General features: G+C 51.5%; 14 protein-coding genes. 11 read left to right on the forward strand and 3 right to left on the reverse strand.

Annotated features, from left to right (window positions below):
• Positions 1-351: 351 nt before the first annotated feature.
• The 4 genes from PUT07_RS12730 to PUT07_RS12745 all read left to right on the forward strand — a co-directional run bounded on the left by PUT07_RS12730 (position 352) and on the right by PUT07_RS12745 (position 6,123).
• Positions 352-2,124: an acyl-CoA dehydrogenase family protein gene (locus PUT07_RS12730; protein ID WP_274468410.1), complete on the forward strand. Its 1,773-nt coding sequence runs from the start codon at positions 352-354 to the stop codon at positions 2,122-2,124.
• A 36-nt stretch (positions 2,125-2,160) separates the two neighbouring features.
• Positions 2,161-3,837: a long-chain-fatty-acid--CoA ligase gene (locus PUT07_RS12735; RefSeq protein WP_274468411.1), complete on the forward strand. Its 1,677-nt coding sequence runs from the start codon at positions 2,161-2,163 to the stop codon at positions 3,835-3,837.
• 63 nt (positions 3,838-3,900) lie between these two features.
• Positions 3,901-4,317 carry a PaaI family thioesterase gene (locus PUT07_RS12740; RefSeq protein ID WP_274468412.1) on the forward strand — a complete coding sequence of 139 codons (417 nt, stop codon included), beginning with the start codon at positions 3,901-3,903 and terminating at the stop codon, positions 4,315-4,317.
• A gap of 207 nt (positions 4,318-4,524) precedes the next feature.
• Positions 4,525-6,123: a PucR family transcriptional regulator gene (locus PUT07_RS12745; protein WP_274468414.1), complete on the forward strand. Its 1,599-nt coding sequence runs from the start codon at positions 4,525-4,527 to the stop codon at positions 6,121-6,123.
• Between the two features lie 31 nt (positions 6,124-6,154).
• Here the strand turns inward: PUT07_RS12745 and PUT07_RS12750 are convergent, their stop codons facing one another.
• Positions 6,155-7,024 carry a metallophosphoesterase gene (locus PUT07_RS12750; protein WP_274468415.1) on the reverse strand — a complete coding sequence of 290 codons (870 nt, stop codon included), beginning with the start codon at positions 7,022-7,024 and terminating at the stop codon, positions 6,155-6,157.
• A 143-nt stretch (positions 7,025-7,167) separates the two neighbouring features.
• On the opposite strand from PUT07_RS12750, the gene ytxJ reads away from it, so the two are divergent.
• The 3 genes from ytxJ (at position 7,168) to PUT07_RS12765 (ending at position 9,960) form a co-directional block, all read left to right on the forward strand.
• Entirely contained in the window at positions 7,168-7,509 is a 342-nt protein-coding gene (ytxJ, locus tag PUT07_RS12755; protein ID WP_274468416.1) for a bacillithiol system redox-active protein YtxJ, read from the forward strand.
• 182 nt (positions 7,510-7,691) lie between these two features.
• Positions 7,692-8,573, forward strand: coding sequence for a DMT family transporter (locus tag PUT07_RS12760; RefSeq protein ID WP_274468417.1), 882 nt, complete (start codon positions 7,692-7,694; stop codon positions 8,571-8,573).
• 73 nt (positions 8,574-8,646) lie between these two features.
• On the forward strand, positions 8,647-9,960 hold the full coding sequence (locus tag PUT07_RS12765) for an MFS transporter (RefSeq protein ID WP_274468418.1): 1,314 nt from the start codon (positions 8,647-8,649) through the stop codon (positions 9,958-9,960).
• 77 nt (positions 9,961-10,037) lie between these two features.
• On the opposite strand, the gene PUT07_RS12770 is transcribed toward PUT07_RS12765, so the two are convergent.
• On the reverse strand, positions 10,038-11,204 hold the full coding sequence (locus PUT07_RS12770; RefSeq protein WP_274468419.1) for a M20 family metallopeptidase: 1,167 nt from the start codon (positions 11,202-11,204) through the stop codon (positions 10,038-10,040).
• Between the two features lie 143 nt (positions 11,205-11,347).
• Between PUT07_RS12770 and PUT07_RS12775 the strand changes: the two genes are divergently transcribed.
• Both PUT07_RS12775 and PUT07_RS12780 read left to right on the forward strand, forming a co-directional pair.
• Complete coding sequence (locus PUT07_RS12775) at positions 11,348-11,632, forward strand: hypothetical protein (RefSeq protein WP_274468420.1); 285 nt, start codon at positions 11,348-11,350, stop codon at positions 11,630-11,632.
• Positions 11,633-11,714: 82 nt separating this feature from the next.
• A complete protein-coding gene (locus PUT07_RS12780) occupies positions 11,715-12,374 on the forward strand; it encodes a GDSL-type esterase/lipase family protein (RefSeq protein WP_274468422.1) in 660 nt (219 codons plus the stop codon).
• Here the strand turns inward: PUT07_RS12780 and trhA are convergent.
• Positions 12,369-13,001, reverse strand: a complete 633-nt coding sequence (gene trhA / locus PUT07_RS12785; protein WP_274468424.1) for a PAQR family membrane homeostasis protein TrhA — start codon at positions 12,999-13,001, stop codon at positions 12,369-12,371. The two genes, PUT07_RS12780 and trhA, sit on opposite strands and share 6 nt — an antisense overlap.
• A 58-nt stretch (positions 13,002-13,059) precedes the next feature.
• On the opposite strand from trhA, the gene PUT07_RS12790 reads away from it, so the two are divergent.
• Complete coding sequence (locus tag PUT07_RS12790; RefSeq protein ID WP_274468425.1) at positions 13,060-13,830, forward strand: SDR family NAD(P)-dependent oxidoreductase; 771 nt, start codon at positions 13,060-13,062, stop codon at positions 13,828-13,830.
• 134 nt (positions 13,831-13,964) lie between these two features.
• Positions 13,965-14,813 (forward strand): DegV family protein, encoded by an 849-nt coding sequence (locus tag PUT07_RS12795; RefSeq protein ID WP_274468426.1) that lies wholly within the window; start codon positions 13,965-13,967, stop codon positions 14,811-14,813.
• The last annotated feature ends 3 nt before the right edge of the window (positions 14,814-14,816 follow it).

The raw sequence follows: 14,816 nt of genomic DNA on the forward strand, positions 1-14,816 counted from the left end.
CTGTTAATTGGCTGATTCGGCAGTGTATTTACACTCGTAACAGGAAAATCTCCCGCTAATAAGGCGTTTTTGACTCTCGTTAAGACTGAAATGCATTGAATTAACGGGAGAAATTCCAGTTGCTAATAGGTGTTCATGCCGTTTCAGCAAAAATAACGGTATAAATTCCAGTTTATCATCGGCGAGCGAAGTTTTGCTTGGCATGGATCGGGAGATGTCCCTAACGGTGTGGTGTTTTGGCACATGTCACAGGAAATTCTCCCGCTAATACCGCGTTTGCCATCAAACGTCTCACGCACGTCTCACGCATTAATTAACCCTTGTCCAATTCATTCGAAGGAGCGATGAAGCATGTCAGAGAAAGTCGTTGGCGGCAGTTTTGTAATATCGGATACGGACTTCAATCAGATCGTAACGCCCGAGGATTTTACCGAAGAGCACCGGATGATTGCGGATACGACGCGGGATTTCGTAGCGGGCGAGGTGCTGCCGGTAGATGAGCATCTGGAGAAGCTCGATTACGATTTGACGGTCAAGCTGATGCGAAGTGCCGGGGAGCTGGGGCTGCTCGGTGCGGATGTACCGGAATTATACGGCGGGCTTGGGTTGGATAAAATCAGTTCGACGATCATTAGCGAAAATTTGGCGAAGGCCTCGTCTTTCGCGCTTTCGATCGGTGCGCATGTCGGAATCGGCACGCTGCCGATCGTCTTCTTCGGCACGCAGGAGCAGAAGAAGAAGTACTTGCCGGATCTGGCCACAGGCGCCAAAATCGCAGCGTACTGTTTGACGGAGCCAACGAGCGGTTCGGACGCGTTGGGCGCGAAAACGACGGCTCGGCTGAGCGAGGATGGCCGGCATTATGTGTTAAACGGCTCGAAATTGTATATTACGAATGCCGGGTTCGCCGATATTTTCATCGTATATGCCAAAATTAACGGAACCGACTTCACCGCCTTTATTTTGGAGAAAGGGACGCCAGGCTTCACGATGGGGCCGGAGGAGAAGAAGATGGGGATCAAGGGCTCGTCGACGCGTCCGCTCTATTTCGAAGACGTCCGCGTTCCGGTAGAGAATTTGCTCGGTGAGATCGGCAAAGGCCATCTGATTGCGTTCAATATATTGAATATTGGCCGTTACAAATTGGCTACAGGATGTCTGGGAGCGGCCAAGGAAACGATTGAGCTTGCGGCCAAATATGCGAATACGCGTCAGCAGTTCAATACGCCGATCTCGAAGTTCCCGCTCATCGGCAAAAAGTTGGCCGAAATGAACATTCAAACCTACATGCTCGAAAGCATGGTGTATAGAACGACAGGGCTGATGGACGCCATCCTGAAGGATATCGATCATACGAGTCCGGATGCGGGCAAGGTGTCTGCGAAAGGCATTTCCGAATACGCGTTGGAATGTTCGATCAATAAAGTATTCGCTTCCGAGGTTCTCGATTTCGTCGCCGATGAAGGCGTACAAATTCATGGCGGCTACGGCTTCATCCAAGAGTATAAAGTGGAGCGGATTTACCGGGATTCGCGGATTAACCGCATTTTCGAAGGAACGAATGAAATTAACCGTCTGCTTATCCCCGGTACGTTGGTGAAGAAAGCGATGAAGGGCGAACTGCCTTTGCTGCAAAAAGCCGGGGCGCTGCAAGCGGAGCTCCTGTCGATCGTTCCGGGCCAGACGTTTGACGGCACACTGGAAGAAGAGGCTCATCTCATTGCGATGGCTAAGAAAATTTTTCTCATGGTTGGCGGTCTTGCCGTCCAGAAATACGGTGCCGCTCTGGAAAAAAAACAAGAGATTCTGAGTAACTTGGCCGATATCATGATTCAAATTTTTGCGGCGGAAAGCGGTCTTCTGCGGACGAAGAAAGGGATTGCCAGAACCGGGGAGGACAAAGCGAGAAATGCCATTCAGATGACAGCGGTATACGTACACGAGGCTTTTGACAAAATTGAGGCATACGCGAAGGAAGCACTAAGTACGATGGAAGAAGGAGATGTTCTTCGGACTCAATTGTCGATTTTGAAAAAGCTCACAAGACGCAGCGCTTTGAATACGGTCGGACTCAAGCGCGACATCGCCGCACGTGTTATTCAGGGAGAGAAGTTTATCGTCTAGTCATCCGTGTGAAGAACCTGAGGGGGATGGTTTTGTATGAGCGAAGCAAAGCCTTGGCTGCGTCACTATCCGGAGGAAGTGGCGCCGACTTACGAATACCCTAAGCACAATCTTGCACGCTTGTTGGTGGATTCCGCACAGAAGCATCCGGACCGGCCTGCTTTATATTTTATGGGCACAACGCTGCGGTACCGGGAGTTGCTCGAGGCGTCGTACCGTTTTGCCGATGGATTGAAACAGCTGGGTGTGCTGCCGGGGGAACGGGTCTCCATTATGCTGCCGAACTGTCCTTCCGCTATAATCGCTTATTTCGGCACGCTGATGATGGGCGGTATCGTCGTGATGACGAATCCGCTGTATGTGGAGAGGGAGCTGATTCATCAGCTCTCCGATTCCGGCGCGAGAATTATCGTTACGCTTGATCTGTTGTTTGACCGTGTGCAGAAGGCGAAAGCGAGAACGCCGATACAGTACATCATCGTGACTTCGATTAAGGACTATTTGCCTTTTCCCAAAAATGTATTGTATCCGATCAAGATGAAAAAAGACGGAGTCAAGCTCGATGTCGATTATGGGGGGGAAGGCGTATATGCCTTCAAAAGGTTGCTGCGGAGCGCTTCGCCAAATCCGGTTTGTGTGGATGTGAATGCCGATGAAGATATCGCCCTTCTGCAATATACGGGGGGAACGACCGGCATATCCAAAGGTGTCATGCTGACGCATACGAATTTGATCGCGAATACGTACCAAACGACCAAATGGTGCTACCGGATTCAGACGGGCGCCGAAAGATTCCTGGGGGCGATTCCGTGCTTTCACGTTTTCGGTTTGACGGTGCTGCTCAACCAATCCATGCTGCAGGCGGGCATGCTGATTCTGATTCCGAAGTTCGATATCGCTACGATTCTGGATACTATAAATAAAATGAAGCCGACGATTTTTCCCGGAGCGCCGACGATGTATATCGCCATTATTAATCATAAACGGGTGAAGGCTGTAGACATTTCTTCTATTAATATATGTGTAAGCGGTTCAGCGCCTCTGCCTTTGGAAGTTCAAGAGAAGTTCGAGGCGTTGACCGGCGGGAAGCTGATCGAAGGCTACGGGTTAACGGAAGCGTCACCGGTTACGCATGCCAATCCGATCTGGGGCTATCGCAAAATCGGTTCGATCGGGATCCCGCTGCCGGACACAACGGCCAAAGTGGTCGATGTGAATTCCGGCGAGGAACTGCCGGTGGGTGAAATCGGCGAGCTGCTTATCAAAGGACCACAGGTGATGAAAGGATATTGGCAGCGCGAGCAGGAGACGGCTATGACGATCCGCGACGGCTGGCTGTATACCGGGGATATGGGCCGGATGGATGAGGAAGGGTTTTTCTCCATCGTTGACCGGAAGAAAGATTTGATCATTGCCGGAGGATACAATATATATCCCCGTGAGATTGAAGAAGTGCTGTTCGAGCATCCCGCTATTATGGAAGCTGCGGTTGCCGGCGTGCCGGACGAATATCGCGGGGAAACGGTGAAAGCTTTCATCGTGCTGAAGCCAGGCATGTCTTTAACGGAGAAGGAGCTTGAGCTCTGGTGCCGGGAGCGTCTCGCCGCGTTCAAAGTGCCGCGCAAGGTTGAATTTCGCCAATCGCTGCCGAAGACGATGATTGGCAAGGTACTGCGCAGGCAATTACTAGAAGAGGAAGCGAATAAATCGTAATCAACTCTTCTTGTTAGACCACATAAGGGTTAGCCCTTTACAAGGAGAGTGGAGGGGGAACCTATGGATGATGTTCAAGAGAGTGTGAATCGAAGGTTGCGGCAGCTCGCAGCGGCAGCGGAGCCTACGTTCTGGGGCTTCCTGGGCTGTGAGTTTGTTGGTTTGCAGGACGGTATCATCACGATTGCTTTGGAGGCAAAACCGCATCATTTGAACCCGATCGGGATTGTTCATGGAGGCGTGCTGTCTTCGCTGCTGGATAATGCAATGGGGATTGTTGTCATGATGGCAAGACCTGAAGACAAGATTGTAACGACGAATCTGAACGTTCACTTTGTCGCACCGCTGTACGAGGGCAGGTTGACGGTAACTGCGGAGCTCGTTCACCAATCCCGCAAGATGATCACGGCGCAAGGGCGGGTGACGGATCGGGAAGGGAATCTGGGGACGATGGGAACGGGGACGTTCCGGGTGATTTGAACATTCGTATGAGCGAAAGAGGGGCATGCTCATTAGCATGGCTCTTTTTATTGTTCATATATGTCAGATAATATAACATCGTAGTACGATATAGACATAAAAAGTTCAAGAAAATTCGATTTATGTTATATTAGTTGACACAAATCCATTGACGCGCTCGGCGCTATCATCCTATAATCGTGAAAAAGGCTTAAGGGAGGAAGCGCGATGCATCTTACCATTCGTGAAGCATTAACCATCTATCCTTTAACAGAAGCGAAGCTCGTCGCCGGCAAGGAAGGGGATTCCCGCATCGTCAAATCCGTCAATGTCATGGATGCGCCAGACATCGCCGATTGGACGAAATCCGGTGAGATGCTGTTCACCACCGCTTTCGCCATGAAGGATAGCCCGCAGGAAACGGTCAACTTACTGCGCAAATTGAATGACCGCGGAGCTGCCGGTCTCGGGATCAAGCTGGGGCGGTTCTGGACGGAGCTGCCGAAGGTTGTCGCCGAAGAAGCGGACCGGCTGCATTTTCCAATTATCGAAATGCCGTACCAATTCACGTTTTCCGATCAAATGAATGCGCTGTTCAATGCGGAATACCGGCGCAATACGAAGATGCTGCAAACCGTGCTCGACAAACAAACGAAGCTGATGCAATTCGGCTTGAAACAAGAGAGCATGGAGGCCATGTTTCGGTTAATAAGCCAAATCCTTGGTTATCCGATGGCTGTCATAGGTTCGAGAGGGCAGCTTCTCTACAATACAAGCGCTTGGAAGCAAGAGCAGCTGGCCCAGAATTGGCCGAAACGCAAAGCAGGCTGGGTCTATGCAGGCAAAGATCGGGCGTACCGGGTCGGACTGTATCAGCAGGACGAAGAGCTGCTGGGGCATTTGCTCATCATGCCGGAAGTCGTGCTGTTAGCCAACGTAGAGGAAGGGTTGTTCCAGCAGGCTGCGGACATCTTGACCTTTCACATGAGCTACACATTCCGGTCCCACGTCGAAGCTTCCGCCGAGCGCGAAATGTGTAATACCCTCCTAAGGTACCTGGAGAAAGGAACCTCGCTGGAGGCGTTTCTGGAACAGGCTGAGACGAGGGGGCTGTCGCTCTTTACCGGGAATTATCAATGTGTCATGGTGAGGAACCAATCGGATGCTCTGACGGATGAGGGGCGTGCCGGGAAAATGAAACGGCTGAAGCATTATATGGAGTCCCATCCGAAATCAAATGCTTTGCGGGCGAACCATTTTGTCCTCAAGGATCATCTATTTGCGATCTATTCCTCTCAACAAGCCGACGGATTCCCGGAAGAGGAATTGTGCCAGCTGCTGACCAAATATGCGGCAGACGCGGGCTGTCTGGAAGAAGCGGGTGAATTAACGTTCTACACGAGCCAGGCCAAATCCAAACCGACGGCGCTGCGGGAAGCTTACATGGAATGCATGGAGACGATGCGGATGGCCGCCCGGTTCGAGGTGTCAGACCGTGTTGTTCATTATGAAACGATAGAATTCGCACATCTCTTCCAGCATGTATCGTCCAGCGCCATGGAAGACTATTGTGCCAAAGTGCTGCGCCCGCTCTTGGAGAAAGACGCCGAATACTCGCAGGAAATGATACGCACATTAGAGGTATTCATTCGCAATGACGGCCAAGTGAGCGAAGCGGCCAAGCAATTATTCATCCATCGAAATACGGTCACCTATCGTCTGGAGAAGATCTCCGACCTGCTGCAAGTGGATTTCAAGAAAGTGAACGATTTGTTGAAATTAAAAGCCGTATTTTTATTTCGCCAATTCCTGCATGTGCGTCAATAAATAAGCAAGCCCTGAGCGCTGTCGGAGCGTTTCAGGGCTTTTGCCTTTCCAGGGTGATGACGGTAATTTCGGGTCTGCACAAGAAACGCAGCGGCAGTGTGGTCGTGCCGATGCCCCGGTTCGTGTAAACGAGCATGCTGGAATTGGGCACTTGATTGAGTCCCACGACATAGTGCCGCCCTTGCGGCGGGGTCAGCAGGGCGCCTGCAACGGGCAGGCGGATCTGTCCGCCATGCGTGTGCCCGGAAAGCTGCAGGTCGATGGGATACCCGGTCACTTCATTCGCATAATCGGGGCAGTGCGAGAGCAGGAGTGTAAACATTTGCGGGTTGGAGCCGCTCAGCGTTGTCACGATATCCGGTTTGGCGGTAAGCCGGTCTTTGACGCCTGCCAGTTGGATGGATTGGCTTTTGTAGGTAATGGTTTGATACGCATTCTGAAGCGTCCGGAAGCCGCCATCTTCCAGAATCGGCAGCGTGTAATTTATATCGATCCATTTGTCATGATTGCCGAGAACCGCCCATTTGCCGAGCGGCGCCTCGATGGAGGCGAGCAGCTTGCTTGTCAAAGCGGAGTCTTCAGTAATGGCGGCGTCGAACAAATCACCGGTGAAGGTGATGATGTCCGCCTTCTCCGCGTTAATAAGCGTAACAAGCTGTTCCAGGTCCGCGAGATTGAAAAAGTGGCCGATATGCGTATCGCTGAATTGCAAAACTTTCAGCCCGTGGAATGCGTTGGGCAGCCGTGCGAAGGAAAGGGGAAATCTAGTAACCTCGTACCATCTCGGTTCGATGAAGCCGGCGTAGCTGCCGGTTAACCCGCCGGATGCCAGCAATGCGCCGGCAAGCGCCGCTCCTTTTTTGAGAAACTTGCGTCTTGACATTGTGGGAGGTGAATTCATGAATGCCTCCTATTCTATAGGCTATTGGTTGTCCTAATTATACCAGTAGATTCATAGTGAACGCGAATTGTGCGGCCATCGCATTTGCAATCATTCCTCTATTAATTTATAATCATTATAATTTAATGCGAGGAGATGTTGATATGCCAGCATGGAAAGAGCTAACCACTGTTGATCAATGGCAGGAGGTTTTGGATCGGTCCGCCGACAAGCCGACGGTCGTTCTGAAGCACAGTACAGCATGTCCGGTGAGCGCCAGTGCGCTTGAAGAATATGATGAGTATTTGGCCGGGAAACCGAACGGCGATGTCGATTATTATTTGGTGAAAGTGATCGAGTCCCGCCCGGTATCCAATCAAATTGCGGAGGATCTGGGAATTAAGCACGCATCGCCGCAAATTCTTTATTTCAAAAATAAAGAGTCCATCTGGAACACTTCGCACTGGTCCGTTACTACCAAACATATTACTGCCGTCTTGGATTAATCAAGCCAAACCGGATAAGCCTTGAGTCGTCACCCTTTCGTTAGGGAATGGCTCAAGGCTTTTATTCTGCCATGCTGTAATGCCGTAATTGAACAGTGTTTAAAAAAGGTTGGCAAGCCGTTCATCCTCCTATATAATAATTTGGCAGTAACAGGTATCTAAGCAGCAAGGAGTTATGCAACATGAATGCAATGAATAGAACCAAAGTCCCCATTCCGGTATTTTTGCTGATTGGCATTATCGCCATCTCGTTTTCCGCCATTTTTGTCAGATGGAGCGATGCACCGGCCTCGGTCACCGCGATGTACCGCCTGCTGATGACAAATGTATTAATGCTGCCCTTTCTATGGAACTATCGATCGGAGATAGCTAGCATCCGATTGAGAGATTGGCTGCGAACGGCGGCATCGGGCATTGCCCTGGGGCTGCATTTCTTGTTCTGGATGGATTCCCTGCGCTTTACGACAGTGGCAAGCTCGACGGCGATTCTGACGTTAGAACCGATTTTCGTCCTGCTCGGAGCTTTCCTTCTCTACGGCCAGCGAACAAGCCGCGCGGCTTTCTTCGCGATGTGCGTAGCTATCGTCGGTGCGATCTGCATCGGCTGGGGAGATTTCAGGTTCTCGGGCGATGCGCTCAAAGGGGATTTATTGTCCTTAATCGGTACGATTGCGGTTGCGCTGCATATGCTCTTGGGCAAAAGCTTGAGAGAACGCATCTCGGCCTTCGTCTACAGTTTCTCGGTTTTTCTGTTCGCAGGGCTAGTACTAGCCGTCACGAACGTGGCAACCGGCGTATCCTTCACCGCATATCCGGCTAAGGAGTGGGGCGTATTTCTGCTGCTTGCAATCGTCCCTACGGTATTCGGGCACTACGTGTTCAATTGGCTGCTGAAGTATATGAAAGCTTCTTCCGTCTCGATGACCGTGCTCGGCGAGCCGCTTGGCGCTTCGCTACTCGCTTATTTTCTGCTTGGCGAGAAGATTACCTTGATTCAGCTTGCGGCAGGCTGCATATTGCTGATTGGGGTTGGGATGTTTTTGCGCAGCAACGAGAAACAGTAAAATTTTTTTGGTTTAATTGAACAAAGGTAAATAAGATGTGCAAGGCGGCAGGGTTGATCTATGGAGGGATAATGTGAGATTTCGTGATTTTCATCGCAATGTACGATTAAGAATCGGTCTTTCCTTTGTATCCGGCACCGCCAACAATATGGTTCTCCCTTTCATGTCCATCTATTTCTCCGGGCGATTAGGGGATACGAGCGCAGGACTCGTCGTCATTCTCGGCATTCTGGCCGGTGTCATGACCGGTATCGTCGGCGGTTATTACGCAGACCGGATTGGCCGGAAGAGGCTGATGCTGACCGCGGAAGCGGGATGGATGCTCTGTTTCATCGGAATGGCCGCCTCCAATTCGCCGTGGATGACATCGCCATGGATCACGTTCGTGCTGATGATTGGCGTCAGTATGTTCTGGGGGATCCATGGGCCGGCCAATGATGCTATGCTGCTGGACGTTACGGCTCCTAACGAACGTAAATTCATGTATGCGATCATGTACTGGATCAACAATTTATCGTTCGCAATCTCGGGAATCGCAGGAGCTTTTCTGTTTAAGTCGTATTTATTCGAACTGTTCGTCGGCTTAGCTGTAATTGGTCTAATCACGCTGATAATTACTTATCTCTGGATCGATGAAGTCTATGAGCCGAAGGTTGTTAAGGAAGAGAAAGGCAATCGCAAGATGGAGTCGTCCATGTTATCCAATTATGTGCAAGTATTCCGGGACAAGACGTTTATGATTTTTACGGCGGCGTCTTTGCTGCTTGTCTCCGTGGAGTTTCACCTCGGGAACTATGTCGGCGTCAGGTTGGAGAAAGAAATGGTCCATGCGCCGTTCCTTCCATGGCTGGAATCGTCCTGGACGGTTGACGGGCTCCAAATGCTGGGCTTTATCCGTACGGAAAATACCGTGCTTGTCGTCGTTCTTTCTGTCCTCATGACCGTTATAATGAAGAGATTTGCGGACAGTAAAGTGCTGTTTATCGGGTATGCCTGCTATGTTCTCGGCTATAGTTACTTGGCTTACAGCAACCAGCCGTCGCTGCTGATGATAGCCATGTTCATCGCAACGGTCGGGGAGCTCATGTATGTGCCGATTAAACAAGCCTATCTGGGCAATATTGCGCCAGACCATGCCAGAAGCTCTTATATGGCCCTATTCGGTATGGTATACAAAGGGGCAATGCTGCTCGGAGGGTTCGGCGTTATTCTCGGCGGCATCGCTGCTTCGTGGATGATGGCTCTGCTGATCGGTCTCAGCGGCTTCGCAGGCATGGGCATGTTCTATGCCATCCTTGCGAAGCTGGAGGAGCGCAAGACGAAGGCGGAGCGGAGCCATCAAGCGGCAGAAGCTGCTGCGGCTTCGGGGGCGAGTATTACCGCGTAAAGCAAAATAGGCACAATCCACTCATTATGAGGAGATTGTGCCGCTTTTGATTTGTGGCCGCTGACCGTGAATAAGCTCTATTTCGCCGTTGCGGCAAACTCCGCTTTGATCTTCTGGAGCAGCTCGGGCGAGATCAACACTTCATAGGCTGTAGAAGCGAGCGCCTTGGCCGTGAACAGCATCGCGTCCAATGCAGGCTCCTGCAGCGCCAAATCGCGGAATTCCTTCGTATGCAGCATGTGCTTCTCGCCGACAACTTTCACGAAGGGGTGAATGGTCGGACACTGGATGGATACGTTGCCCAAATCCAGCGAGCCGTGATCCTTGCCGGTTTCGATCGCTTCCGGACGGACCCCCATCTCAGTCAGCTGCTGCGAGAACACCTGAGACAGAGTTTCATTCGTACGCAGCTCGTCATACGAGAACTCATAATTGGACGTCTTAAGCGTACATCCGGTTTGGAGTGCGGCGCCTTCGGCGCAGCGAAGCACCTTCTGCACGAGCTCGTTCGTATAAGTTCGCGAAGCGGAACGGATATAGAATTGGGCGACGGCATAGTCCGGAATAATATTCGGCGCCTTGCCGCCTTCGCTGACGATGCCGTGGATACGCGCGTCCGATTTGAGCTGCTGGCGCAGCGCGTTAATGGAATTGAACAGCTGGATGACGGCATCCAGCGCGTTGATGCCTTCGTACGGCTGAGCCGCGGCATGCGCCGGACGTCCGAAGAATTCGTATTGGATGGCATCCATCGCCAGCGATTCGCCGGATTTCTCGTAGGTGTAGTAAGGATGCGCCATCAAGGCGATATCCACATCGCGGAATAATCCTGCTTCGGCCATCGGCACCTTGGCGCCCTTGGTCTCTTCCGCCGGAGTCCCGTACACGCGAATGCTCCCGCCGGTCTCGGCGATGACCGATTGAAGCCCGACGGCCGCACCGATACTCATCATACAGATGAGATGATGCCCGCACGCGTGGCCCAGCTCCGGCAATGCGTCGTATTCGGCTAAGAACGCGACTACAGGCCCGGGTTTGCCGGAATCGTAGGTCGCGATGAAGGAAGTGGCGATGTCTAATACGCCTCGTTCAACCTGGAAACCGTGGTATTCCAGTTCCACGGTCAGGCGGGCGGCCGCTTGAAATTCTTCATGCCCGAGCTCCGGGTTCGCTCCGATGAAACTGGAGATGGCTTTGAATCTGCCGGCATAGGCATCGATGGTTTGGAATATGGTAGATTTCATATTTCGCTTAACTCCTTTATGGAATAGGACATACCTCCATTGTAGTATAAAGGAGGGCAAACTACCACTTGATGCGTTCCTGGGTTACAATAAAGACAGGCAATTCCTGATGAAAATTTGATGCAGCGGGGAGGAATAATCAGATGATGAAATACGGAGATGAGCACGCTGAACACCGGTTTACGCTGTCCTTTGCGGAGCGGGAGAGCCGGGGGCAGTGGCTCGACATCTTCCTGGACATTCACAAAGAAGCGGATGAACGGTTTCCGGAGGAATTGGTCGACCCGTCCGTTCTTGTCATTTGCAACTCGCAAGGGGACATCGTGCAGATCGTTCTGCATGACGAAGGCTGCGACTGTGAGTTTCAATTCACATACGCTGAGAAAGCGCAGATCGAGAAATTCGTTCAAGAGCATGTAAACGTATAAAAAAACGAGCATGCGCCGCTCTTCCCAAACTAGGCGTTTATGCATATACTATCCTACGTCAGGCTTTAGGGAGAGGATAGCAATGGCTAAGACCATCAATTATTTGGCATTTGGCGACTCGCTGACCGTTGGTTTCGGAGCGCCGGCAGGCCTTGGATTCGTGGACATCTTTCGGCTGAAGGTCGAGCAGGAGCTGAACCATCCGGTACATTTGATCCAAGCGGGTACGAACGGTGCCACAACCTCCGAGCTGCTCCAAACGATGGAGTCCGACCCGCAAATTCAGCAGGATATCCGCAGCGCGGATATCATTACGATGACAGCCGGCGGCAACGACTTGATCCAAGCGGCCATTCCCTTTTTTTACCAAAACGATCCTGGGTTCCTGAAAGCGGCACTTCAAACCTACGAAGCGAATTACAAAAAGATAATGCTGCAGATTGAGGCGCTTCGGCAGGGCGTGCAGACTCCATACTTAATGGCTTTAGTCGGCTTGTATAATCCGTTGCCTCAGGTACCGGATGCAGCCTACTGGGTGCAGCGGTTTAATTTGTTCCTGCGTAAATTGGAGCAGCCGCATATTGTTGTCGTGCAAGTGTACGACTCTTTCGTCGGGCAGAATACCCGCTACTTGGCGGACGATGCGATTCACCCGAATGAGTTGGGATACGGCGAACTGGCGCGTCAGGTGGAGAAGGCGGTTACTCCTCAACACCTGCGGCAGTTCGTTACAACCTCATGACATGATGACATATCCGATAATAGAAATGAAATGACAGGCGCTACCGGCCAGTACGAAAATATGCCATATGGCATGGTGATAAGGGATGCGCCTCCATACATAGAAGATCGATCCGAATGTATATAGAAGCCCCCCGGCGACGAGCCATACGATACCTCCGAGAGGCAGGTTGGTGTACAGCGGCTTGAAGGCAACGACGATGAGCCAGCCCATCAAAATGTAGCAAAGCGTCGAAATCAGTATAAATCGTTTCACGAAAAAGATTTTGAGCACGATTCCCGCAAGTGCCAGTCCCCAGATGACGCCGAAAAAGGTCCAACCCAAAGGTCCGCGCAGTGTAACCAGCAAATATGGCGTATAGGTGCCGGCAATCAGGACATAGATGGCAGAATGATCGAGCAGTTCGAACACATCCTTAACCTTCGGATGTCTAACGCTGTGCAGCAAGGTTGAGCACGTATACAGGATAACGAGCGCAGCTCCGAACACGCTGAAGCTGACGAGATGCCAAGCGTTTCCATGCAGATTGGCCTGAATCACGAGCAGAATTAGCGCCGCGATGCTTAATAGAACGCCGATTCCGTGGGAGATGGCGTTAGCTTTCTCTTCTTTGACGGAATATTCCAACTGAAATCCCTTCTTTCCTTCTGAAATAACAACTCCTTATAGATTGGACGATGCGAATATGTTTTTACCTTCATTTCAATTACAAAATAAAATTGCAATTGTCACCGGTGCCGGCAGAGGCATCGGCAGGGCGCTGGCCATCGGCCTTGCGGAAGCGGGAGCGGATGTGGCGCTTTTTGCCCGCACGGCAAGCGATTTGGAGAGCGTTGCCGGCGAAATTCGCGCCCTGGGCAGACAAGCTTATCCTTTCCGGGTCGACGTCACAAGCAGGGAACAGATTGATGAGGCCGTGAAGCTGCTCGTCGAACAGACCGGACGGATCGACATTCTGATTAATAACGCCGGGATGAACATTCGCAGCCAAGCGCTGGCGGTGACGGACGAGGAATGGGATAAGATCATGCAGACGAATCTGAAATCGGCTTTCTTATGCTCCCAGATCGTCGGCGAACGGATGAAAGAGCAGGGCTACGGGCGAATTATCAATATTGCCTCCGTTGCCGGTCAGGTTGCCCTGCGCACGGGGGTTGTATACGCGGCTACCAAAGCGGCGATGATCCAAATGACCAAAGTGCTCGCTCTGGAGTGGGGCAAGTTCGGCATTCACGTGAACGGCATCGGCCCTTGGTATTTCAAGACACCGCTGACGGAAACCATTCTAGCGAATCCGGATTACTTGGCGGAGATCATTGCGCGTACGCCGCTGCGCCGTGTCGGCGAGCTGGAGGAATTGGTCGGGCCTGCCGTGTTCCTGGCTTCCGATGCAGCCAATTATATAACCGGCCAAACGTTGTTTGTCGACGGCGGTATGACCATCTATGGCTTCTAAGCCTTAAGCTGTGTCCATTTGCATCATTTTGTATGATTGAGCTTTCACGCTATATCTTATATACTGAAAGACAATCAATAGATGTAATGCGCTTTCATAGTTTGGCACATAGATGAGATAAGGTGGTAGACGCAATGCCTCGGGTGCGTATATATACAGACAGCACATGCGATTTAAGCGATGAATTGATTCAACGTAATGAAATTGAAAAGGTGCCCTTATATGTGGTGTTTGATGATCGATCCTATAAGGATGGCCTAACGATCAAGCCCGACAAGCTTTTCGAGCTCGTAGAAGCCCGCGGCAAACTGCCCCAAACGGCAGCGCCGTCCCCGGCCGATTTCGAGAGGGCGTTCGAGAAAGTCATCGCAGCCGGGGATGACATTGTCTATATCGGACTGTCCTCCGTATTATCTTCAACCATTCAGAATGCCTCGATTGCGGCTGCATCCTTTCCGGATGATAGAGTGACCGTGATAGATTCCCGGAATTTATCGACCGGTATCGGTCTTCTCGTCTTGAAAGCCGCGCAAGCGGCTAGGGACGGCAGGAGCAGCGGCGAAATCAAGGCATTGATCGAATCGCTGCGCTCCCGGATCGAAGTGGAGTTCATCATCGACACATTGGAATATTTGCACAAAGGCGGCAGATGCTCGAGCGTACAGCATTTCATCGGGAGCCTGCTGAAGATCAGGCCGGTCGTGAAGGTGATCGAAGGCGCCATGACACTAACCGACAAGGTGAGGGGCAAGCGCGAGAAAGCGCTCGCACAATTGCTGAATAATGCGCTCGCCCTCAAGGACAAGATGGACGCGGAATATTTGTTCATTACACATGCGATGGCGGCGGACGAGGCGATTTATCTCAAACAACAAATCGAACAACACACTTCTGTGAAACAAGTCTGCATAACCGAAACCGGCTGCGTGGTTTCCTCTCACTGCGGACCTCGAACGGTAGGAATCGTATTCGCCACTACTTAGGAA

The organism is Paenibacillus sp. MAHUQ-63, assembly GCF_028765165.1.
Lineage (GTDB): Bacteria > Bacillota > Bacilli > Paenibacillales > NBRC-103111 > Paenibacillus_E.